At 69.9% G+C, this 21778-nt stretch carries 24 protein-coding genes, 1 pseudogene and 1 riboswitch; of the genes and pseudogenes, 24 read left to right on the top strand and 1 reads right to left on the bottom strand.

All coding sequences use genetic code 11. The features are described from left to right. The first annotated feature begins 14 nt into the window (after positions 1 to 14). The 17 genes from ACFT9I_RS17075 to ACFT9I_RS17155 all read left to right on the top strand — a co-directional run bounded on the left by ACFT9I_RS17075 (position 15) and on the right by ACFT9I_RS17155 (position 13176). Positions 15 to 608 (top strand): hypothetical protein, encoded by a 594-nt coding sequence (locus ACFT9I_RS17075; RefSeq protein WP_147878267.1) that lies wholly within the window; start codon positions 15 to 17, stop codon positions 606 to 608. Between the two features lie 227 nt (positions 609 to 835). After that, the gene (gene rpsP, locus ACFT9I_RS17080; protein WP_382564982.1) at positions 836 to 1282 is read left to right on the top strand and encodes a 30S ribosomal protein S16; all 447 of its coding nucleotides are present in this window, start codon (positions 836 to 838) and stop codon (positions 1280 to 1282) included. A 2-nt stretch (positions 1283 to 1284) separates the two neighbouring features. Further along, positions 1285 to 1524 (top strand): RNA-binding protein, encoded by a 240-nt coding sequence (locus ACFT9I_RS17085; RefSeq protein ID WP_003980229.1) that lies wholly within the window; start codon positions 1285 to 1287, stop codon positions 1522 to 1524. 150 nt (positions 1525 to 1674) lie between these two features. Further along, positions 1675 to 2286, top strand: coding sequence for a ribosome maturation factor RimM (rimM, locus tag ACFT9I_RS17090; RefSeq protein WP_382564983.1), 612 nt, complete (start codon positions 1675 to 1677; stop codon positions 2284 to 2286). A gap of 14 nt (positions 2287 to 2300) precedes the next feature. Beyond that, positions 2301 to 3122 (top strand): tRNA (guanosine(37)-N1)-methyltransferase TrmD, encoded by an 822-nt coding sequence (trmD, locus tag ACFT9I_RS17095; protein ID WP_382565114.1) that lies wholly within the window; start codon positions 2301 to 2303, stop codon positions 3120 to 3122. 131 nt (positions 3123 to 3253) lie between these two features. Next, positions 3254 to 3604 carry a 50S ribosomal protein L19 gene (gene rplS / locus ACFT9I_RS17100; RefSeq protein WP_023538359.1) on the top strand — a complete coding sequence of 117 codons (351 nt, stop codon included), beginning with the start codon at positions 3254 to 3256 and terminating at the stop codon, positions 3602 to 3604. A gap of 57 nt (positions 3605 to 3661) precedes the next feature. Continuing rightward, a complete protein-coding gene (gene lepB, locus ACFT9I_RS17105) occupies positions 3662 to 4438 on the top strand; it encodes a signal peptidase I (RefSeq protein WP_382564984.1) in 777 nt (258 codons plus the stop codon). After that, positions 4431 to 5435 carry a signal peptidase I gene (gene lepB / locus ACFT9I_RS17110; RefSeq protein ID WP_382564985.1) on the top strand — a complete coding sequence of 335 codons (1005 nt, stop codon included), beginning with the start codon at positions 4431 to 4433 and terminating at the stop codon, positions 5433 to 5435. Before lepB (ACFT9I_RS17105) ends, lepB (ACFT9I_RS17110) begins: the two co-directional genes overlap by 8 nt. Further along, complete coding sequence (gene lepB, locus ACFT9I_RS17115; protein ID WP_382565116.1) at positions 5404 to 6375, top strand: signal peptidase I; 972 nt, start codon at positions 5404 to 5406, stop codon at positions 6373 to 6375. Before lepB (ACFT9I_RS17110) ends, lepB (ACFT9I_RS17115) begins: the two co-directional genes overlap by 32 nt. 60 nt (positions 6376 to 6435) lie before the next feature. Further along, complete coding sequence (lepB, locus tag ACFT9I_RS17120; protein ID WP_382564988.1) at positions 6436 to 7206, top strand: signal peptidase I; 771 nt, start codon at positions 6436 to 6438, stop codon at positions 7204 to 7206. After that, a complete protein-coding gene (locus tag ACFT9I_RS17125; protein ID WP_382564989.1) occupies positions 7196 to 7687 on the top strand; it encodes an NUDIX hydrolase in 492 nt (163 codons plus the stop codon). The genes lepB (ACFT9I_RS17120) and ACFT9I_RS17125 overlap by 11 nt, the downstream gene beginning before the upstream one ends. Positions 7688 to 7742: 55 nt before the next feature. Continuing rightward, positions 7743 to 8051, top strand: coding sequence for a DUF2469 domain-containing protein (locus tag ACFT9I_RS17130; protein WP_003965949.1), 309 nt, complete (start codon positions 7743 to 7745; stop codon positions 8049 to 8051). Between the two features lie 237 nt (positions 8052 to 8288). Beyond that, a complete protein-coding gene (locus ACFT9I_RS17135) occupies positions 8289 to 8651 on the top strand; it encodes a YraN family protein (RefSeq protein WP_382564991.1) in 363 nt (120 codons plus the stop codon). Beyond that, on the top strand, positions 8651 to 10279 hold the full coding sequence (locus ACFT9I_RS17140) for a YifB family Mg chelatase-like AAA ATPase (protein ID WP_382564992.1): 1629 nt from the start codon (positions 8651 to 8653) through the stop codon (positions 10277 to 10279). Before ACFT9I_RS17135 ends, ACFT9I_RS17140 begins: the two co-directional genes overlap by 1 nt. Further along, on the top strand, positions 10276 to 11445 hold the full coding sequence (dprA, locus tag ACFT9I_RS17145; RefSeq protein ID WP_382564994.1) for a DNA-processing protein DprA: 1170 nt from the start codon (positions 10276 to 10278) through the stop codon (positions 11443 to 11445). Before ACFT9I_RS17140 ends, dprA begins: the two co-directional genes overlap by 4 nt. Positions 11446 to 11693: 248 nt before the next feature. Then, positions 11694 to 12542, top strand: coding sequence for an RNA polymerase sigma factor WhiG (whiG, locus tag ACFT9I_RS17150; RefSeq protein ID WP_382564996.1), 849 nt, complete (start codon positions 11694 to 11696; stop codon positions 12540 to 12542). Positions 12543 to 12615: 73 nt separating this feature from the next. Continuing rightward, positions 12616 to 13176, top strand: a complete 561-nt coding sequence (locus ACFT9I_RS17155; protein WP_382565118.1) for a TetR/AcrR family transcriptional regulator — start codon at positions 12616 to 12618, stop codon at positions 13174 to 13176. Between the two features lie 292 nt (positions 13177 to 13468). On the opposite strand, the pseudogene ACFT9I_RS17160 reads toward ACFT9I_RS17155, so the two are convergent. Beyond that, positions 13469 to 14155: pseudogene (locus ACFT9I_RS17160) on the bottom strand (peptidoglycan DD-metalloendopeptidase family protein); the annotation flags it as partial. 222 nt (positions 14156 to 14377) lie between these two features. On the opposite strand from ACFT9I_RS17160, the gene rpsB reads away from it, so the two are divergent. The 7 genes from rpsB to ACFT9I_RS17195 all read left to right on the top strand — a co-directional run bounded on the left by rpsB (position 14378) and on the right by ACFT9I_RS17195 (position 21672). Further along, positions 14378 to 15346, top strand: a complete 969-nt coding sequence (gene rpsB / locus ACFT9I_RS17165) for a 30S ribosomal protein S2 (RefSeq protein WP_382564998.1) — start codon at positions 14378 to 14380, stop codon at positions 15344 to 15346. A gap of 87 nt (positions 15347 to 15433) precedes the next feature. Continuing rightward, positions 15434 to 16294 (top strand): translation elongation factor Ts, encoded by an 861-nt coding sequence (tsf, locus tag ACFT9I_RS17170; RefSeq protein WP_382565000.1) that lies wholly within the window; start codon positions 15434 to 15436, stop codon positions 16292 to 16294. A 199-nt stretch (positions 16295 to 16493) separates the two neighbouring features. Further along, a complete protein-coding gene (pyrH, locus tag ACFT9I_RS17175; protein WP_382565002.1) occupies positions 16494 to 17273 on the top strand; it encodes a UMP kinase in 780 nt (259 codons plus the stop codon). Positions 17274 to 17402: 129 nt separating this feature from the next. Beyond that, positions 17403 to 17960, top strand: a complete 558-nt coding sequence (gene frr / locus ACFT9I_RS17180; protein ID WP_355187260.1) for a ribosome recycling factor — start codon at positions 17403 to 17405, stop codon at positions 17958 to 17960. After that, the gene (locus ACFT9I_RS17185) at positions 17960 to 19030 is read left to right on the top strand and encodes a phosphatidate cytidylyltransferase (protein ID WP_382565003.1); all 1071 of its coding nucleotides are present in this window, start codon (positions 17960 to 17962) and stop codon (positions 19028 to 19030) included. The genes frr and ACFT9I_RS17185 overlap by 1 nt, the downstream gene beginning before the upstream one ends. 175 nt (positions 19031 to 19205) lie before the next feature. Further along, positions 19206 to 20318, top strand: coding sequence for a 23S rRNA (adenine(2503)-C(2))-methyltransferase RlmN (gene rlmN / locus ACFT9I_RS17190; protein WP_354604725.1), 1113 nt, complete (start codon positions 19206 to 19208; stop codon positions 20316 to 20318). A gap of 55 nt (positions 20319 to 20373) precedes the next feature. After that, a riboswitch (TPP riboswitch) is annotated at positions 20374 to 20498 on the top strand. 79 nt (positions 20499 to 20577) lie between these two features. Then, on the top strand, positions 20578 to 21672 hold the full coding sequence (locus tag ACFT9I_RS17195; RefSeq protein ID WP_382565006.1) for a thiamine ABC transporter substrate binding subunit: 1095 nt from the start codon (positions 20578 to 20580) through the stop codon (positions 21670 to 21672). Positions 21673 to 21778 lie beyond the last annotated feature (106 nt).

Below are 21778 nucleotides of genomic sequence, written 5' to 3' on the forward strand. Positions count from 1 at the left end.
TCGTTGTTCACGACGTGAGCACGACACCACCTGTTCTCGCCGCAGAGCTGGCGCAGGCGTGGGCCGAGATTCAGCGGCACCACACCGAGCTGCCCGATCTTGCCGCGCCAGAGTCCCTGATCGGAGAGTCGTCGTCCGCCTGCGGCGCCGAGCTCTCCTTCGAGCGACTGCTTCATGAGGCAGTCCATGGCATCGCCGCCGCCCGGGGTGTCCGCGACACCTCCCGAGCAGGCCGCTACCACAACCGCCGATTCCTCGCGATCGCCGAGGAGTTGGGCCTGGACCATTCCGAGGAGCCGCATCCCAGCAGCGGCTTCTCGCTGGTATCACTCAACCCCGAGGCGAGACGGCGCTACCGCCCCACCATCGAGCGACTCCAGCGCGCCCTCGCGGCGCACACGGTCGCGACGACGTCCGACACCGAGCGCAGCTTCCGCGGTCCCGCCGCGCGGCACGGCTCGTCGGGCGGCGGGGTGCGCGTGAAGGCGGTCTGCGACTGCGGCCGTAACGTGCGCGTGGTTCCGTCGGTCCTCGCCCAGGCCCCGATCGTTTGCGGCGGCTGTGGCAAGCCGTTCCGCATTCCGGAAGTGGTCGCCGCTGCGAGCTGAGCACCACCGTTGCCCGCCCGGCCCCGGAGTCGCCCCCGTCAGGAGCCGCCCCGGTCGGGCGGGGCGCGGCGCGCCCGAGGCGTGTGGCACAATGGCCAGCTGTACTCGACAGTCGCACAGGACCCCTCTCTCCTCCGGCTGACGCGTCCATCGGGCACACGAGTACCGCAACCCCACGCGGCATGCGATGTGCCCAACCACGTCAAGATCCAGGAGAGACCACTTCCGTGGCAGTCAAGATCAAGCTGAAGCGTCTGGGCAAGATCCGTTCGCCTCACTACCGCATCATCGTCGCCGACTCCCGTACCCGCCGTGACGGCCGGGCCATCGAGGAGATCGGCCTGTACCACCCGGTGCAGAACCCGTCGCGTATCGAGGTCGACTCGGACCGCGCGCGTTACTGGCTGTCCGTCGGCGCCCAGCCGACCGAGCCGGTTCTCGCGATCCTCAAGCTCACGGGCGACTGGCAGGCGCACAAGGGCCTGCCCGCGCCGGCGCCGCTGCTCCTGCCGGAGCCGAAGGCCGACAAGCGTGCCCTCTTCGAGGCCCTCGCCAAGGACGGCGACGAGCCCAAGGGTGATGCCATCACCCCCAAGGCGAAGAAGGCCGACAAGAAGACGGACGAGGCTGACGCCGCTGCTTCGGCGCCCGCCGCTGAGCCGACCGAGGCCTGAGCATGCTCGAGGAGGCTCTCGAGCACCTCGTGAAGGGCATCGTCGACAACCCGGACGATGTGCAGGTCGCCTCGCGCACCCTGCGCCGTGGCCGTGTGCTCGAGGTACGGGTCCATCCCGACGACCTCGGTAAGGTGATCGGCCGCAACGGCCGCACCGCACGCGCCCTGCGCACCGTCGTGGGCGCGATCGGCGGCCGTGGTATCCGCGTCGACCTCGTCGATGTGGATCAGGTCCGCTGACAGAGTTGTGAACCGGCACGGGCCGGGGAGGGCCATGGCCCTCCCCGGTCTTTGTCGTCTTCGTGGCGCGGACGCGGAACGCCGCGGCGTCGCTCCGCCGCCGCCAATGCCGGAGTAGCCGCAGAAGTTGGAGAACAGGGGCGTGTGCAAGTGCAGTTGGTAGTCGCGCGGATCGGCCGTGCCCACGGCATCAAGGGCGAGGTCACCGTCGAGGTGCGCACGGACGAGCCCGAGCTGCGGCTCGGCCCCGGAGCCGTACTCGCCACCGAACCGGCCTCCACGGGCCCCCTGACGATCGAGACCGGCCGGGTGCACAGCGGCAGGCTGCTGCTGCGTTTCGCCGGGGTGAGCGACCGTACGGGCGCCGAGGCCCTGCGCAACACCCTGCTCATCGCCGAGGTGGACCCGGAGGACATGCCGGAGGACCCGGACGAGTACTACGACCACCAGCTCATGGACCTGGACGTCGTCCTGGCGGACGGTACCGAGGTCGGGCGGATCACCGAGATCACGCACCTGCCGTCGCAGGACCTGTTCATCGTGGAGCGGCCGGACGGCACCGAGGTCATGATCCCCTTCGTCGAGGAGATCGTGACCGAGATCGACCTGGTCGAGCAGAGGGCCGTGATCGACCCGCCGCCCGGCCTCATCGACGGCGACGCGGTCATCGCTGCCGGCACCGACGGCGGGGACGGCGCGGAGGCCGCCGAGGGTACCGGCGGTGCCGGCCCCGACGGTGCGGGCAAGGGCGAGTCGTCATGACGTCCACCGCCACCCTGCGGGCCGACGTGATCACGATCTTCCCGGAGTACCTCGAACCGCTGAACGTGTCCCTCGTCGGCAAGGCACGCGCGCGTGGCCGCCTCGACGTGGACGTGCACGACCTCCGGGAGTGGACGTACGACCGGCACAACACGGTCGATGACACCCCTTACGGCGGCGGCCCCGGCATGGTGATGAAGACCGGCCCCTGGGGCGAGGCCCTCGACGAGGCGATCGCGGACGGCTACGAGGCGGGCGCGCACCGCCCCGTCCTGGTCGTTCCCACGCCCAGTGGCCGCCCCTTCACCCAGGAACTCGCCGTCGAGCTCTCCGAGCGGCCGTGGCTGATCTTCGCACCGGCCCGGTACGAGGGCATCGACCGCCGCGTCGTCGACGAGTACGCGACGCGGATGCCGGTGTACGAGGTGTCCATCGGCGACTACGTCCTGGCCGGCGGCGAGGCCGCCGTACTGGTCATCATGGAGGCGGTCGCACGGCTGCTGCCCGGCGTCCTGGGCAACGCGGAGTCCCATCGTGACGACTCCTTCGCCCCCGGAGCGATGGCCGATCTGCTGGAGGGCCCGGTCTACACGAAGCCCCCGGAGTGGCGGGGGCGTGTCATTCCGGACACCCTTCTCAGCGGTCATCACAGCAAGATCGCGCGGTGGCGGCGGGACGAGGCGTTCCGTCGTACGGCGCTCAACAGGCCCGACATGATCGAGCGTTGTGACGCCGCGGCCTTCGACAAGAAGGACCGCGAGACGCTCTCCATCATGGGCTGGGCCCCGGAGCCCGGTGGCCGATTTTGGCGCAGGCCCGAGGCCGTGGAAGAATGAGCCGTTGCCGTACGTCCGGTGCGCGCCCCTGCCACAGGGGGAACGACGCCCACCCGACGCGAACGGCGCTCCGAATTTTCCTTTCGACATTCCGTTGATGACCTGTGGCATCAGCGAGGAAGCAGACGATCATGGCTCACCTGCTCGACACCGTAGACGCGGCGTCGCTGCGCAGCGACCTCCCCGCTTTCCGTCCCGGCGACACCGTGAACGTCCACGTACGTGTCATCGAGGGCAACCGCTCCCGTATCCAGCAGTTCAAGGGTGTTGTCATCCGCCGACAGGGCTCGGGCGTCCGTGAGACCTTCACGGTCCGCAAGGTCTCCTTCTCCGTCGGCGTCGAGCGCACCTTCCCGGTGCACAGCCCGATCTTCGAGAAGATCGAGCTCGTGAGCCGTGGTGACGTACGTCGCGCCAAGCTCTACTACCTCCGTGAGCTGCGCGGCAAGGCCGCGAAGATCAAGGAGAAGCGCGACAACTGAGCCGAGGCTCGAACTCGCGCACGGTTCCACCGGACGGCCGGATAAGCTCTGAGCCCGATGGACACCGAACCACAGCACTTGGAGCGCGACCCTTCTTCCACACCCGCCACAGGGAATGAAGAGGGGTCGCGCTCCGTGCGTATGCCGGGATTCTCGGGACTTCTACGGGGCCTTTCGTGGCGCAGGGCCGCGGCCCTGGGCGTCCTGGGTACGGCCTCTCTCCTGCTGTTCAGCGCCTTTGTCGTGCAGCCCTTTCTGATCCCCAGCGGCTCCATGGAGCCGGGCCTCCAGGTCGGGGACCGGGTGCTGGTCAACAAGTTGGCGTACCGTTTCGGTACCGAGCCGCAGCGCGGTGATGTGGTCGTCTTCGACGGCACCGGGTCCTTCGTCCAGGAGCCGGTGCGGGAGAACCCCGTCACCCGGGTCGCCCACGGGGCGGCGGCGGCCCTCGGTCTCGCCGAGCCCGCCGAGACCGATTTCGTGAAGCGCGTGATCGGCGTGGGGGGAGACCGGGTGGTCTGCTGCGACGAGGGGGGCAAGGTCGAGGTGAACGGCCGGGCGGTCGACGAGCGGTACCTGTACTTCGGCGACGCGCCCTCCAGCGCGCCCTTCGACATCGTCGTACCCGCCGGCACGCTCTGGGTGATGGGCGACCACCGCAGCAACTCCCGCGACTCACGTGACCACTTGGGCCAGCCCGGTGGGGGCATGGTGCCCGTGGACAAGGTCATCGGGCGGGTGGACTGGATCGGCTGGCCACTGGGCCGCTGGGCCTCGCTGGAGCGCTCCGACGCCTTCAGGGACGTAACCGGCCCGGACGGCGCCCATGGGTAACCGAGGACGGCCCGGGGGCCACCGGTCCGACACCCGGCTGCCGACAGGCACCAGACCCACCGCGGAACGCGCCCTGCCGGGGCGCGCGGAGCGGCGCAGGCTCGCCCGCAAGGTGAAACGCCGCCGTCGGCGCTCCGCGATGACGGAGATCCCGCTCCTGATCACCGTGGCGCTGCTGATCGCGCTCGTGCTCAAGACCTTCCTCGTCCAGGCCTTCGTGATCCCCTCCGGCTCCATGGAGCAGACGATCCGGATCGACGACCGGGTGCTCGTGGACAAGCTGACGCCCTGGTTCGGCTCCCGCCCCGAGCGCGGCGACGTCGTCGTGTTCAAGGACCCCGGCGGCTGGCTCGAGGAGGAGACCGAGGCGCCCGCGGACGACCCGATCGTCGTCAAGCAGGTCAAGCAGGTCCTCACCTTCATCGGACTGCTCCCGTCCGCCGACGAGCAGGACCTGATCAAGCGCGTCGTCGCCGTGGGCGGCGACACAGTGAAGTGCTGCGACAAGGACGGGCGCATCGTCGTCAACGGGGTACCGCTGACGGAGCCGTATCTGAATCCCGGCAACCCGCCGTCCACGCTCGACTTCGAGGTGAAGGTGCCAGCGGGGCGGATCTTCGTGATGGGCGACCACCGGTCGAACTCGGCCGACTCGCGCTTCCATCTCGACGAGAAGTTCCGCGGCACCGTCTCGGAGGACGAGGTCGTCGGACGGGCCGTCGTCATCGCCTGGCCACTGGGCCACTGGCGGCGGCTGGAGGAGCCGGAGACGTACGCCTCCGTACCGGACGCGCGCGCCGCACCGACCACGGCGCTCGGCCCGTCGAATAGTGTGTCCTCTCAGGATCCGAACGGAATGATCCTGCTCCCGACCCCTGCGGAACTCCCGCTCGTTATGGGAGTGGTGGGCCTGCTCCGTCTCCGGAGCGGGCGGTTGCACGGAGTGAGGAGTGGATGTGGGGGATTTGGCCGTCGGCGCACGATCCGGACACGGTGAGCCCGAGGACAGGCCCGAGCAGCTCGCCGAGCCTTCCGTCGGTTCTGCCGGTTCCGCCGCGGAGACCCCATCCGCAGGCGCGTCCGCAGAGATGAAGGACCAGACGTTGGAGCGGCCGGACGGTGGGCCCGGGGGCGGCGATCCCGGAGACGACGGGGCTTCGGACGTGAAGAAGCCGCGTTCGTTCTGGAAGGAACTGCCGCTGCTGATCGGTATCGCGCTGCTGCTCGCGCTGCTGATCAAGACCTTCCTGGTACAGGCGTTCTCGATCCCCTCGGACTCGATGCAGGACACGCTGCAGCGTGGGGACCGGGTGCTCGTCGACAAGCTCACGCCGTGGTTCGGCGCGGAGCCCGAGCGCGGCGAGGTCGTGGTCTTCCACGACCCGGGCGGCTGGCTCGACAGCACGGAGGCCCCCGAGCCCAACGTGGCGCAGAAGTTCCTCAGCTTCATCGGCCTCATGCCGTCCTCCGAGGAGAAGGACCTCATCAAGAGGGTCATCGCGGTCGGCGGCGACACGGTGGAGTGCAAGAAGGGCGGCAGCGTCCAGATCAACGGGAAGGCGCTGAACGAGAAGTCGTACATCTTCCCCGGAAACACCGCCTGTGACGACGAACCGTTCGGACCGATCACGGTGCCCGACGGCCGGATCTGGGTGATGGGCGACCATCGGCAGAACTCTCTCGACTCCCGCTACCACCAGGAACTGCCGGGTCACGGCACCGTCTCCACGGACGAGGTCGTCGGCCGCGCGATCGTCATCGCCTGGCCGCTCGACCGGCTGTCGACGCTGCCCGTGCCCGACACCTTCGACCAGAAGGGCCTCAACGCGGCCGCTGTGGCGACGGCGGGGGCCCCGGCCGTGCTCGGCGTCGCCGGCGCCGTACCGCTGGTGTTCTGGCGCAGGCGGAGGCTGACCGGCGGCCGTACCGCCGGGTAGGGTGCCGTCCCAGATCGCCGATCCGGCGATGATCATTCTCCGGGACGGGGGACGGCTGGGATGAGCGGAACAGGACGTACGAACGGCGGCCACGGCCGCCTCGGCAGTGTGCTGTCGGGGCTGGCCGTGGCCGTCGGCTGTGTGCTCTTTCTCGGCGGGTTCGTCTGGGGGGCGGTGGAGTACCAGCCGTACACCGTGCCGACGGACTCGATGGACCCGACGGTGAAGGCGGGCGACCGGGTCCTGGCGCAGCGGATATCCGGCGACCAGGTGCGGCGCGGCGACGTCGTGGTCTTCAAGGACGCGCAGTGGGGCGACATGCCGATGGTGAAGCGGGTCGTCGGCGTCGGGGGCGACAAGGTCGCCTGCTGCGACTCCAAGGGGCGCCTGACGGTCAACGGGAAATCGATCGAGGAACCGTACGTCCAGCGGATGCCGGGCGGGCTCGCGTCGACCACGGGCTTCGGGGCAACGGTCCCGAAGGGACAGCTGTTCCTCCTCGGTGACGAACGCAGCGGGTCGCTGGACTCGCGGGTCCATCTCCAGGACCAGGGGCAGGGGTCGGTGCCCCGCTCGACGGTGACCGCGCGGATCGACGCCGTGGCGTGGCCGCTGGGCGGTCTGATCGAGCGCCCGCAGGGGTTCGCGGCGCTGCCCGGCGGGGTGTCGGAGCCGGGGCCCGTGACGCTGGTGGTGGGCTCCGTGGCCCTCGGGGCGCTGCTGATCCTGGGCGGCGCGGCGTACGGGCCGGTCGTACGGCGGCTGGGCGGGCCGCGGCGCACGGGGCCGGCGGGGCGGACCGACGGGGAGGTGTCGACCGGTGTCCGGTGACGCGCCGCGGAAGGTCGCACGGGTCGTACTGCTCGACCCGGACGACCGCATTCTGCTGATGCGCGGATACGAGCCGGCCGACCCGGCCAACGACTGGTGGTTCACACCCGGCGGCGGCCTGGAGGGCGACGAGACGCGGCAGGAGGCCGCGCTCCGCGAGCTGGCCGAGGAGACCGGCATCACAGAGGTGGAGCTCGGGCCGGTCCTCTGGCGGCGTACCTGCTCCTTTCCGTTCGACGGGCGGCGCTGGGACCAGGACGAGTGGTACTTCCTGGCACGTACGGCGCAGACCGAGACGACCGTCGAGGGGCTGACGGAGCTGGAGCGGCGCAGTGTCGCGGAGCTGAGGTGGTGGACCTCCGCCGAACTGTCGACGACGCGTGAGACGGTGTATCCGACCAGGCTCGCCGGGCTGCTGCGCACGCTGCTCGACGAGGGTCCTCCGGGTGCACCGGTGCTTCTCGCCTCTGAAATCGTCTAGGGGCGCACGGGGCCGGAGCACAATAGGGGGACGTACGGCTGAAGGGGAACATGCCATGAGCGCCGAGGACCTCGAGAAGTACGAGACCGAGATGGAGCTGAAGCTCTACCGGGAGTACCGCGATGTCGTCGGTCTTTTCAAATACGTGATCGAGACCGAACGACGCTTCTATCTCACGAATGACTACGAGATGCAGGTGCACTCGGTACAGGGCGAGGTCTTCTTCGAGGTCTCGATGGCGGACGCGTGGGTCTGGGACATGTACCGGCCTGCCAGGTTCGTCAAGCAGGTGAGGGTACTCACGTTCAAGGACGTGAATATCGAGGAGCTGAACAAGAGCGACCTGGAGCTGCCGGGCGGCTGAAGCGGGTGAGGGGTGGCCGCGCGGTCGGTGCGGGTGGTGAGGGCCGTGCGAGTGGTGAGGGCGGTTCGGGTGGTGCGGGTGGGGCCTGGGGTGGTCGGGGTTGCTGTGTCTCCTGAGGCATGTGTGACTCCTGGGGCGCTGGTGGGTGACGGAGTTATCCACAACCGGTGAGTTGTCCACCAAGATCCACTCGCTACGGGTCTTCGCCTCAGAGTCGGTGCCGGAGGTGGTGCCGACATGAACGCGACGGGGGCACTCGGGCGGTACGGCGAAGGGCTGGCCGCGCGACGGCTGGCGGCGGCGGGGATGACCGTGCTGGACCGCAACTGGCGGTGTGGCAGGACGGGCGAGATCGACATCGTCGCCCGCGACGGGGACGTGCTCGTCGTCTGTGAGGTGAAGACCCGCAGGGAAGGCTCTTTCGAGCATCCGATGGCCGCGGTCACGCCGGTGAAGGTCGACCGGCTGAGGCGCCTCGCCGCCTGCTGGCTGGAGGCGTGCGGCGGACCGCCCCCGGGCGGGGTGCGTATCGACCTGATCGGAGTGGTGCTGCCCAGACGCGGCGCTCCCGTGGTCGAGCACGCCCGAGGGGTGGCCTGATGGGATTCGCGCGTGCGTGCTCGGTGGCGCTGGTGGGTGTCGAGGGCGTGGTGGTGGAGGTCCAGGCGGATCTCGAACCCGGTGTGGCGGCCTTCACCCTGGTCGGGCTGCCCGACAAGAGCCTGTCGGAGAGCCGCGACAGGGTCAGGGCTGCTGTCGTGAACTCCGGCGCGGAGTGGCCGCAGAAGAAGCTCACGGTAGGGCTCAGCCCGGCCTCCGTACCCAAGAGCGGATCCGGTTTCGATCTCGCGGTCGCGGTCGCCGTCCTGGGGGCGGCCGAGCGTATCGAGGCGCGGGCCATCGCCGACCTGGTGCTGATCGGGGAGCTGGGGCTCGACGGCAGGGTCCGTCCGGTACGAGGCATCCTCCCGGCCGTCCTCGCGGCGGCCGAGGCCGGCTACCAGCAGGTGGTCGTGCCGGAGCAGACAGCGGGCGAGGCGTCGCTGGTTCCGGGAGTGTCCGTGCTGGGCGTGCGGAGCCTGCGCCAGCTCATCGCGGTGCTGACCGGCGATCCGGTGCCCGAGGAGCCGACGGTCACCGAGGAGGGCCGCCCCGATCCCATGCTCGCGGGTCTGATGGTCCCCGGCGCCGGGGTGGGGACGGGCCTGGCTCCCGGCTTCGGGCAGCGGGACGCGCACTGCCCGGACCTCGCCGACGTGGCGGGGCAGCGGGCAGCGCGTACGGCCCTGGAGGTCGCCGCGGCGGGTGGACACCACCTGCTGCTGCAGGGGCCGCCCGGAGCGGGCAAGACGATGCTGGCCGAGCGACTGCCCGCGTTGCTGCCGCCGCTGACGAGACAGGAGTCCGTGGAGGTCACGGCGGTGCACTCGGTCGCCGGGATCCTGCCGCCCGGCGAACCGCTCGTACGTACGGCGCCCTACTGCGCCCCGCATCACTCGGCCACCATGCAGTCCCTCGTCGGAGGCGGCAACGGGCTGGCGAGGCCAGGAGCGGTGTCCCTGGCGCACAAGGGCGTGCTCTTTCTGGACGAGGCGCCCGAATTCTCGGGCAAGGCTCTCGACGCGCTGCGCCAGCCCCTCGAATCGGGGCAGGTGGTCATCGCGCGCAGCGCCGGAGTCGTGCGGCTGCCCGCCCGCTTCCTGATGGTTCTTGCCGCCAACCCGTGCCCCTGCGGGCGGCACACCCTGCACGGCGCCGGATGCGAGTGCCCGCCCTCCGCGATCAGGCGCTACCAGTCCCGGCTGTCCGGTCCCCTGCTCGACCGGGTCGATCTGCGGGTGGAGGTCCAGCCGGTGCACCGTGCCGATCTCATGGGACGGGGCGGCCGGGGTGAGACCACGGCTGTCGTCGCCGAGCGGATCAGGGAGGCCCGGCTGCGGTCGGCGGAGCGGCTGGCGGGGACGCCGTGGACGGTCAACAGCGAGGTGCCCGGTCACGAACTGCGTACTCGGTGGCTCACCACTCCTGGGGCACTCGACGTCGCCGAGCGGGACCTCGAACGGGGCCTCCTCACGGCCCGTGGCCTGGACCGGGTCCTGCGAGTCGCCTGGACGGTCGCGGACCTCGCCGGACGCGACCGCCCTGACGGACGGGACGTGGCCATGGCGCTGGAACTGCGCACCGGCATCGCACGCGGCGCCGGGGCCACGGTCGGCGGCGTGTCATGACGACGGAGATCGGCACCGACGAGCGACTGGCGAGGGCCGCCCTGACACGCGTGATCGAGCCGGGCGACGAGAACGGCGGGCGGTGGCTGCGCAAGTACGGCGCCCTAGGGCTGATGGAACTGCTCACCTGCCCCGAGGGAGCCGACGACGAGGCCTTGGCCGACATCGGTCCACGCCGCATCCGTGGCCTTCGGGCACGCGCGGCGGCGACCGACCCCGAACGTGATCTGTCGGTCGTTGCCGGGATCGGCGGCCGGTTCGTCTGTCCCGGCGACCAGGAGTGGCCGACTCAACTCGACGACCTGGGTACGTCACGCCCCATCGGGCTGTGGGTGCGCGGCAGGCCCGATCTGAGGCTCTGGGCCCTGCGCTCCGTCGCTGTCGTCGGAGCCAGGGCCTGCACGCCGTACGGGGCGCACATGGCGGCGAGCATCGCATCGGGGCTGGCCGAGCGGGGCTGGGTGGTGACGTCGGGCGCGGCGTACGGAATCGACGGAGCCGCCCACCGGGGAGCCCTCGCCTCCGACGGCGCGACCGTCGCGGTCCTGGCCTGCGGCGTCGACGTGGTCTACCCGCCCGGACACGCGGAGCTGGTGCGGCGCATCGCCGAACAGGGGCTGGTGGTGGGGGAGCTGGCACCCGGTGATCATCCGACCCGCAGCAGGTTCGTCCTGCGCAACCGCGTGATCGCGGCACTCACCCGGGGAACGGTCGTGGTGGAGGCCGAGTACCGCAGTGGCTCACTGGTCACCGCCCGCGGTGCGCAGAGGCTCGGGCGGTTCACCATGGGAGTGCCGGGTCCGGCGACGAGCGGGCTCTCCGCTGGGGTACATGAACTGCTGCGAGGCGAAGGCGTGCTGGTCACGGACGCCGCCGAAGTGGCCGAGCTGGTGGGGGACATGGGTGACCTCGCACCCGCCAGGCGCGGTCCCGTTCTGGCGAGGGACCTGCTCGATCCCCTCGGCAGACGGATCCTCGACGCGCTGCCCGCCCGAGGCGCCCTCGGTGGGCGGGACATCGCCCGGGAGGTCGCGACGACGGCCGACGAGGCTCTCGGCAAGCTGTACGAACTTCACTCCCTCGGGTTCGTCGAACGGCACCGTGACGGCTGGCAGTTGACGCCGCCGGCGACACGCGACGGCGGTACGCGGCGAGCCGGTCCTTGACCTGGGGCATTCGGGTGAAAAGGTGAGGCAGATGACCATCGCAGTTCTCCCGGCGGCGCGACAGCGGCCGATACCCGCGGTGTCGGCGCCGGATCGCGGAATCCCGGCGGCGGCCGACAGCGCCTGTCCGGACAGGCCCCAGCCCCGCCTCCTCGCACACCGCGACCGTGGTGTCACGCTACGCTCACCAGGAATCCGGCCCAGACGTACCTCCCCTCACTTCACGGCAGAACGGCTCAAGGCAACGCATGCCCCAGCACACCTCCGGGTCCGACCGTGCGGCGGCGCCCTCCGTGGCGCCCCCCGCGGCCCGCGGCGAAGTGCGACCCTCCGCCCCCTCGGCGCTCGACACCTTGTGGCGGTCGTACAAGACCACGGGCAACGAGCGGCTGCGTGAGCAGTTGATCCTGCACTACTCGCCGCTGGTGAAGTACGTCGCCGGCCGGGTGAGTGTGGGACTGCCGTCCAACGTCGAGCAGGCGGATTTCGTCTCCTCCGGAGTCTTCGGGCTCATCGACGCGATCGAGAAGTTCGACATCGAGCGGTCGATCAAGTTCGAGACCTACGCCATCACGCGCATCCGCGGGGCGATGATCGACGAACTGCGTGCGCTGGACTGGATCCCGCGCTCCGTACGACAGAAGGCCAGGGCCGTCGAGCGGGCGTACGCGACGCTGGAGGCGCAGTTGCGGCGTACCCCGTCGGAGACCGAGGTGGCCGCCGAGATGGGCATCGCCGTCGAGGAACTGCACGCCGTCTTCAGCCAGTTGTCGCTGGCGAACGTCGTGGCGCTGGAGGAACTGCTGCATGTCGGCGGGGAAGGCGGCGACCGGCTCAGCCTGATGGACACGCTGGAGGACACGGCGGCCGACAACCCCGTCGAGGTCGCCGAGGACCGCGAGCTGCGCCGACTGCTCGCCCGCGCCATCAACACCCTTCCCGAGCGCGAGAAGACCGTGGTCACCCTCTACTACTACGAGGGGCTCACGCTGGCGGAGATCGGCAACGTCCTCGGTGTCACCGAGAGCCGCGTCAGCCAGATCCACACGAAGTCCGTGCTCCAGCTCCGCGCGAAACTCGCCGACGCGGGACGCTGAATCGTCACTGCCCCGCCTGCGCGGGCGGTCTCCGCCGTAGAGTGGGCACGTGCCCAGGATTCGAGCGGCCTCCGTGGCCGAGCACCGGACCATGCAGCGCGGCGCCCTGCTGGACGCCGCACGCTCCCTCCTGTCCGAAGGCGGCACGGAGGCGCTGACCTTCCCCGCCCTCGCCGAGCGCACGGGGCTCGCCAGGTCGTCGGTCTACGAGTACTTCCGCTCGCGCGCGGCCGTCGTCGAAGAGCTCTGCGCCGTCGACTTCCCTGTCTGGGCAGCCGAGATCGAGTTCGCCATGGCGGAGGCGACGACCCCTGAGACCAAGGTCGAAGCCTACGTACGCAGGCAGTTGAGCCTCGTCGGCGACCGCCGTCACCGGGCGGTGGTCGCCATCTCCGCGAGCGAGCTCGACGCGGGTGCCCGCGAGAAGATCCGAGCGGCGCACGGCGGACTCATCGCGATGATCGTCGACGCCCTTTCGGAACTGGGCCACGAGCAGCCGAGGCTGGCCGCGATGCTGCTCCAGGGCGTTGTGGACGCCGCTGTGCGGCGGATCGAGCTGGGCGCGGCCGAGGACCCCGTGGTGATCGCCGAGGCGGCGGTGTCCATGGTGCTCCGAGGCGTACGCGGTAACTGACCCCCGTACGACTCCGCTGCCGCACCCACGCTGCCGCCGCGAGCAGGGCCGCGGCATGCAAGGCGTCGCCGGCCGCCGCGGCGGTCTCCTCGGCCATGATCGCGACATCGTCCGGCGCGAAGGGCGGTGGCGATCCGGGCGGCGCCTCCGTGGCGGCCGGCTCGGGGACCCCGAACACCGGCAGCAGACGGGCCGGGCCTCGGTCGAGCAGGTCGTCGGGCAGCAGGGACAGCGGGTCGAGATACGTCTCGCCCCGCAGCAGACCCCAGTGCAGACATCCGCCGGCGCAGTGGAAAGGTCCTGGCCCGAGGACGGCGACGACCTGGCCCGCTGTCACTTCATCGCCTTCGGCGACAACCGCCGTCACCGGTTCGTAGGTGGTCCGCAGCGGTGGCTGCCCTGTGCCGGTCAGCGTGATCGAGAGGACGCCGCGGCCCGCCACCATGCCGGTGAAGGACACCCGGCCGGGAGCGGCGGCGCGGACGAGAGTGCCCGGGGCCGCGGCGAGATCGACGCCCCGATGGCCGGGGCCGTACGGCGAGGCGGGCGGTTCCCACCCTCGTAGGACGGTCGGCCGCGGCCCCACCGGCCAGGCCCGGTCGCCGCTGACGCCGTCGACACCTTTGCCGGACTCGACACCGATCCCGGCCCCGGCGCCCGTGGAGGTATCGGCGGCGGCGGTGCTGCCGCCCGAAGTGGCCGAGGGCGCACCGGAGTTGGCACCCGCGCCTGTGCTCGCCTCCTCGTTGTCCGCGGCCCACGCTTCGGGCGAGGGGCCGAACAGGACGGCCGCCACCACCCCCGCGAGCGCGGCGACACCGGCGGAGACGCACAGAGAGATGACCCCCCGCCGACCACGACGGCCGGGTCGGGCGGAGGCGTGAATGAGCAGTTCGTGGACAGTGATCATGGCGTTCACGCTGCCGCAGTCGGCGAATCCATGTGGATCATGCTCGGATTCTGTGGATAACCGGCCCATTGTGTATAACTCCGTCACCCCCGCACTCCGTCGCCGGGCACTGTGCGGGTCCCGTACACTTCCTGTGGCGATCCGGGTCACCGGATCGACTTCGCACGCCCCGCCGCCGACCTCTTCGCCGGCGTCCACGCTTCTCGGTCCCTAGTGGCAAAGCGTTCCGGGGCGTCAGGCGCGACCGCCGTCCGGCGGACGCGACAACCGAGTACCTCAAGGAGTACGGCCATGGCCGTCGTCACGATGCGGGAGCTGCTGGAAAGCGGCGTCCACTTCGGTCACCAGACCCGCCGCTGGAACCCGAAGATGAAGCGTTTCATCTTCACGGAGCGCAACGGCATCTACATCATCGACCTGCTCCAGTCGCTGTCGTACATCGACCGCGCCTACGAGTTCGTCAAGGAGACCGTCGCCCACGGCGGCTCCATCATGTTCGTCGGTACGAAGAAGCAGGCGCAGGAAGCCATCGCCGAGCAGGCGACGCGCGTCGGCATGCCGTACGTCAACCAGCGCTGGCTGGGCGGCATGCTCACCAACTTCTCCACCGTCTACAAGCGCCTTCAGCGTCTCAAGGAGCTTGAGCAGATCGACTTCGAGGACGTGGCCGCCTCCGGCCTCACCAAGAAGGAGCTCCTGGTCCTCTCGCGTGAGAAGGCCAAGCTGGAGAAGACCCTCGGTGGTATCCGCGAAATGCAGAAGGTGCCCAGCGCCGTCTGGATCGTCGACACCAAGAAGGAGCACATCGCCGTCGGTGAGGCGCGCAAGCTCCACATCCCGGTCGTCGCGATCCTCGACACCAACTGCGACCCCGACGAGGTCGACTACAAGATCCCGGGCAACGACGACGCGATCCGCTCCGTCACCCTGCTCACCCGCGTGATCGCCGACGCCGTCGCCGAGGGTCTCATCGCCCGCTCCGGCGCCGCCACCGGCGACTCCAAGCCGGGCGAGAAGGCCGCCGGTGAACCCCTCGCCGAGTGGGAGCGCGACCTCCTCGAAGGCGACAAGAAGGGCGACGCCGAGAAGCCCGCCGACGCCGCCGAGGCGCCTGCCGACGTCCAGACCTCCGCCGAGACGGAGAAGGTCGCCGACGCGGAGCAGGCCGAGGAGGCCGCCGCTCCGGCCGAGGCCCCCGCCGCCGAGGTCACCGAGGCTCCGGCTGCCGAGGCTCCGGCCGCGGACGCCGACAAGGCCTGACCTCAAAGGTTCGGTTGCTGACGGCGGGGGCCACGGGCCCCCGCCGTCCACCCGTAGATCTTCGACTTCCGAGAGAGATTCACAGACATGGCGAACTACACCGCCGCTGACGTCAAGAAGCTCCGCGAGCTCACCGGCGCCGGCATGATGGACTGCAAGAAGGCCTTGGTCGAGGCCGACGGCGATGTCGACAAGGCCGTCGAGGTACTTCGCGTCAAGGGCCAGAAGGGCGTCGCCAAGCGCGAGAGCCGCAGCGCGGAGAACGGCGCTGTCGTCTCCCTCGTCTCCGACGACAACACCTCCGGTGTTCTGCTGGAGCTGAAGTGCGAGACGGACTTCGTCGCCAAGGGTGACAAGTTCCTGGCCGCCGCCAACGCGCTCGCGGCGCACGTGGCCGCGACCGGCCCCGCCGACATCGACGTGCTGCGCGCCTCCGAGATCGAGCCCGGCAAGACCGTCCAGGCCTTCGTCGACGAGGCCAACGCCAACCTCGGCGAGAAGATCGTCCTGGACCGCTTCGCGCAGTTCCAGGGCGACGGCAGCTTCGTCGGCACGTACATGCACCGCACCATGCCCGACCTCCCGCCGCAGGTCGGTGTCCTGGTCGAGCTGGACAAGGGCAGCGTCGACGACGCCACGGCGGCCACGGTCGCCAAGGACGTCGCCCAGCACATCGCCGCCTTCGCGCCGAAGTACCTCACCCGTGAGGACGTTCCGGCCGACGTCGTCGAGAACGAGCGCCGCGTCGCCGAGGCCACCTCTCGCGAGGAGGGCAAGCCCGAAGCCGCGCTGCCCAAGATCGTCGAGGGTCGTGTCAACGGCTTCTTCAAGGAGGTGACCCTCCTCGACCAGCCGTTCGCGAAGGACAACAAGAAGTCCGTCAAGAAGGTCCTGGACGAGGCCGGTGTCACGCTGAAGCGCTTCGCGCGCATCCGCGTCGGCGCCTGACGTTCCGGACACCGTCCCGGGGCCGAGCACCCGGGACAGCGCAGTCGTACGCGATCGACGGTGGACCCCGCTAGGGTCTACTGCAGCCGCCGGCCGAACACGCGCCGGACGGCCGCAGATCTGACGAGGAGGCCATTGCCGCTAGGGACACAGACCCCACCGGCAATGGCCTTCTTCGTATGTGCACGAGGAGATCCCCATGAACAAGGGCGCGGACGCCACCCAGTCCACCGACGACAACAGCGACCCCGGCAAGAAGGCCGGGCGCTTCATGCTGAAACTGTCCGGTGAGGCGTTCGCCGGCGGGGGAGCGCTCGGCGTCGACCCCGACGTCGTACACGCCATCGCCCGCGAGATCGCCGCCGTCGTACGGGACGGGGCGGAGATCGCCATCGTCATCGGCGGAGGCAACTTCTTCCGCGGCGCCGAACTGCAGCAGCGCGGCATGGACCGGGCCCGCTCCGACTACATGGGCATGCTCGGTACGGTCATGAACTGCCTCGCTCTCCAGGACTTCCTGGAGAAGGAAGGCATCGACTCCCGCGTCCAGACCGCCATCACCATGGGGCAGGTCGCCGAGCCGTACATCCCGCTGCGCGCCGTACGGCACCTGGAGAAGGGCCGCGTCGTCATCTTCGGCGCCGGCATGGGGATGCCGTACTTCTCCACCGACACCACCGCCGCCCAGCGCGCCCTGGAGATCGACGCCGAAGCGCTGCTGATGGGCAAGAACGGCGTGGACGGGGTCTACGACTCCGACCCCAAGACCAACCCCGACGCGGTGAAGTTCGACGCGCTGGAGTACGGCGAGGTGATCACCCGCAACCTCAAGGTCGCCGACGCCACGGCGGTCACTCTCTGCCGCGACAACGCGCTGCCGATCCTTGTCTTCGAACTCCTCACGGAGGGCAATATCGCGCGCGCCGTCAAGGGTGAGAAGATCGGCACGCTCGTGAGCGACCGGGGCACCCGGGCCTGAACTCGGGCTGCCCCGCACGGGGATGGACAAAGCCCTGCCGGTCGGACACCGTGCAGGAAGAAGACGCGACGCAGGTTCCGCCGGCCCTGTAAGCACACCGGGCCCACTCAAGACACGCAGGAGCAAGTGGTGATCGAAGAGACCCTCCTCGAAGCAGAGGAGAAGATGGAGAAGGCCGTCCTGGTCGCCAAGGACGACTTCGCCGCGATCCGCACCGGTCGTGCGCACCCGGCGATGTTCAACAAGATCGTGGCGGACTACTACGGTGCCCTGACCCCGATCAACCAACTGGCCTCGTTCTCGGTGCCCGAGCCGCGCATGGCGGTGGTGACCCCGTTCGACAAGAGCGCGCTGCGCAACATCGAGCAGGCCATCCGCGACTCCGACCTCGGAGTGAACCCGAGCAACGACGGAAACATCATCCGGGTGGTGTTCCCCGAGCTCACGCAGGACCGCCGCAAGGAGTACATCAAGGTCGCCAAGACCAAGGCGGAGGACTCGAAGATCTCGATCCGCTCCGTGCGCCGCAAGGCCAAGGAGACGATCGACAAGCTGATCAAGGACGGCGAGGTCGGCGAGGACGAGGGGCGCCGCGCCGAGAAAGAGCTCGACGACACGACGGCGAAGTACGTCGCCCAGGTCGACGAGCTGCTCAAGCACAAGGAAGCCGAGCTGCTCGAGGTCTGATGAACGACTCTTCCTGGGGGGCCCCGCCGACCGCCGGCTACTGGGGACCGCCTGACCAGGGGGCTGCCCCGGCGGGTCCCGCATACGATGAGCTTGACGCACAGCAGACTCGGCCCATGCCCATCGTGCCCGACGTACCCGCGAGCGGCGGGGCCCAGGATGACGACCGGGGGGCTGCTCGGCCGGGCGGCCCCCTGTTCCGTGACGAAACGCCGCAGGAGCCCATGTCCGCCCCTCCGCCACCACCGCCGAAGAAGCGGGCAGGCCGCGACCTCCGCGCGGCCATAGGGGTCGGTGTGGGGCTCGGCGCGGTGATCGTGGCGTCGCTGTTCGTCGTGAAGGCCGTCTTCATCGGCGTCATAGTGGTCGCGGTCGTCGTCGGGCTGTGGGAGTTGACCTCCCGGCTCGACGAGAAGAAGGGCATCAAGGCGCCCCTCGTCCCGCTCGCGGTCGGTGGCGCCGCGATGGTCGTCGCCGGGTACGTACGGGGCGCGGAAGGCGCCTGGGTGGCCACGGCCCTCACCGCGCTCGCCGTGCTCGCCTGGCGCATGACGGAGCCGCCGGAGGGCTATCTCAAGGACGTGACGGCGGGCGTCTTCGCGACGTTCTACGTGCCCTTCCTGGCGACGTTCGTCGCGATGATGCTCACGGCGGACGACGGCGCACGGCGCGTGCTCACCTTCCTGGTGCTGACCATCGTCAGCGACACCGGTGCGTACGCGATCGGCTGGCGCTTCGGCAGCCACAAGCTGGCGCCGCGCATCAGCCCCGGCAAGACCCGCGAGGGCCTGTTCGGCGCCGTGGGATTCGCCATGGTGGCCGGCGCGCTGTGCATGCAGTTCCTCGTCGACGACGGCACCTGGTGGCAGGGCCTGCTGCTCGGTCTTGCCGTCGCGGCCAGTGCCACGCTCGGTGACCTGGGCGAGTCGATGATCAAGCGGGATCTCGGGATCAAGGACATGGGCACGCTGCTGCCCGGTCACGGCGGCATCATGGACCGCCTCGACTCGCTCCTGCCGACGGCCCCGGTGGTGTGGCTGCTGCTGGTGGTGTTCGTCGGCTCGGGCTGAGCCGTATCCGTACCGGTTACCCTGGTAAGGCCCGCCGTCCCGTACGGCGGGCCTTACTGCGCTCCGCGGTCGCGGGGCCCGTCACATGAGGTCTCCTGGCACCGGCAGTGTGCCCATGTCCCTCCCGCAGCCGGCGGGGAACACCGGCCTCGTCGTACCGAGGAGAAAACAGCTCATGGCACCGCCCAATCCCGGAGAGCTCACGTTTGTCGCGCCCCGTGGCGCCAAGAAGCCGCCGAGGCACCTCGCCGACCTCACGCCGGAGGAGCGTCGCGAGGCCGTGGCGGCGCTCGGCGAGAAGGCGTTTCGCGCCAAGCAGTTGTCGCAGCACTACTTCGCGCGGTTCGCGCACGACCCCGCCGAGTGGACGGACATTCCGGCCGCCGCGCGCGAGAAGCTCGCCACGGAGCTGCTGCCCGACCTGATGTCCGTGGTCCGGCACATCTCCTGTGACGACGACACCACCCGTAAGACGCTGTGGCGGCTGCACGACGGCACGCTCGTCGAGTCCGTCCTGATGCGCTACCCGGACCGGGTCACCATGTGCATCTCCTCGCAGGCGGGCTGCGGCATGAACTGCCCGTTCTGCGCCACGGGGCAGGCGGGTCTCGACCGCAACCTGTCCACGGCCGAGATCGTGCACCAGATCGTGGACGGTATGCGCGCGCTGCGCGACGGCGAGGTCCCCGGCGGCCCCGCCCGGCTCTCCAACATCGTCTTCATGGGCATGGGCGAACCGCTCGCCAACTACCGCCGCGTCGTCGGGTCGATCCGTCGGCTGACCGACCCGGAGCCGGACGGTCTCGGCCTCTCGCAGCGCGGCATCACCGTCTCGACGGTGGGCCTGGTGCCCGCGATGCTGCGATTCGCCGACGAGGGCTTCAAGTGCCGCCTCGCCGTCTCGCTTCACGCGCCCGACGACGAACTGCGTGACACCCTCGTGCCGGTCAACACCCGCTGGAAGGTGCGGGAGGTGCTGGACGCCGCCTGGGAGTACGCCGAGAAGTCGGGGCGCCGGATCTCCATCGAGTACGCCATGATCCGCGACATCAACGACCAGGCGTGGCGGGGCGATCTGCTGGGGCGGCTGCTCAAGGGCAAGCGGGTGCACGTCAATCTGATCCCGCTCAACCCGACGCCCGGCTCCAAGTGGACCGCTTCACGCCCCGAGGACGAGAAGGCCTTCGTCGAGGCCATCGCGTCCCACGGGGTGCCCGTGACGGTGCGCGACACCCGCGGCCAGGAGATCGACGGAGCGTGCGGTCAGCTGGCGGCGACGGAGCGCTGAGCGCGGCGAAGGGGCCCCGTCGGGGCCCATGTACGCTGGGGTTCGAACGAATTACATATTCCGACAGGGGAGCGCCACAGCGCTGAGAGTGCGGCAGAGGCTCGAGAAGAGCCTCACGGTCGCAGACCCTCTGAACCTTGCCCAGGTCATTCTGGGTAGGAAGTTCGGTCATCACTCAAGCTGTTGCGCCCTGCCCTGCTCCGGTTCGCCGGCGCGGGGCAGGGCCGCGTCTTCTCCTGGACATCCCAGGAGGAATTCAGTGCGTACCACGAAGAAGATGGCGGTCGGCGCCGTCGCCGCCGCGCTGGGGGTCTCCACGCTCGCCGCGTGCGGCGGCGGATCCGAGGACTCCACGGCGTCGGACGGCGCGAAGTCCAAGAGCGTGACGCTCGTCGCCCACGACTCGTTCGCCGCCTCGGACTCCGTACTGAAGGAGTTCACCGAGCAGACGGGCTACACCGTCAAGGTGCTCAAGAGCGGCGAGGCCGGCGAGGCGCTCAACAAGGAGATCCTCACCAAGGGTTCGCCGCAGGGCGACGTCTTCTTCGGCGTCGACAACACCCTGCTCTCCCGTGCTCTCGACAACGGTCTGTTCACGCCGTACGAGGCGAAGGGACTCGACCAGGTCCGCGCCGACGTACGGCTCGACGACGCCAAGCACCGTGTCACCCCCGTCGACACCGGCGACATCTGCGTCAACTACGACAAGAAGTACTTCACCGACAAGAAACTGGCCCCGCCGCAGTCCTTCGCCGACCTGACGAAGCCCGCCTACAAGGACCTCCTCGTCGTCGAGAACGCCGAGCAGTCCTCACCGGGCCTCGGCTTCCTCCTCGGCACCGTCGCCGCGTACGGGGACGACGGCTGGCAGGACTACTGGAAGAAGCTCAAGGCCAACGGCGTCCAGGTCGTCGACAGCTGGGAACAGGCCTACAACGAGGACTTCTCCGGCTCGGCGGGCGGCAAGAAGGCGAAGGCGGAGCGTCCGCTCGTCGTCTCGTACGCGTCGAGCCCGCCTGTCGAGGTCCTGTACGCCGACCCGCAGCCCAAGGAAGCGCCTACCGGCGTCGCCGCGGGCACCTGCTTCCGCCAGATCGAGTTCGCCGGCCTGCTCCAGGGGGCGAAGAACGAGGCGGGCGGCAAGGCCCTGCTGGACTTCCTGGTGAGCAAGACCTTCCAGGAGGACATGCCGCTCAACATGTTCGTGAACCCGGTCGTCGACGGTGCGAAGCTGCCCGCGCTCTTCACCGACCACGGCGCCGTCGTCGACAACCCGGAGACGGTGGCGCCGGAGAAGATAGCCAAGAACCGTGACGAGTGGATCCAGTCGTGGTCCTCACTCGTCGTCAAGTAGGCGCGGAGGCCGCCCGGAAGGGCGAGAGGCCCACGGGTAAGGCTGCCGCCGCCGGTCCCGTCGTCCGACGACGGGACCGGGGAGCGGGGCGCGCGGCGCGCGTCGT

It is taken from the genome of Streptomyces sp. NPDC057137 (assembly GCF_042670825.1).
Lineage (GTDB): Bacteria > Actinomycetota > Actinomycetes > Streptomycetales > Streptomycetaceae > Streptomyces.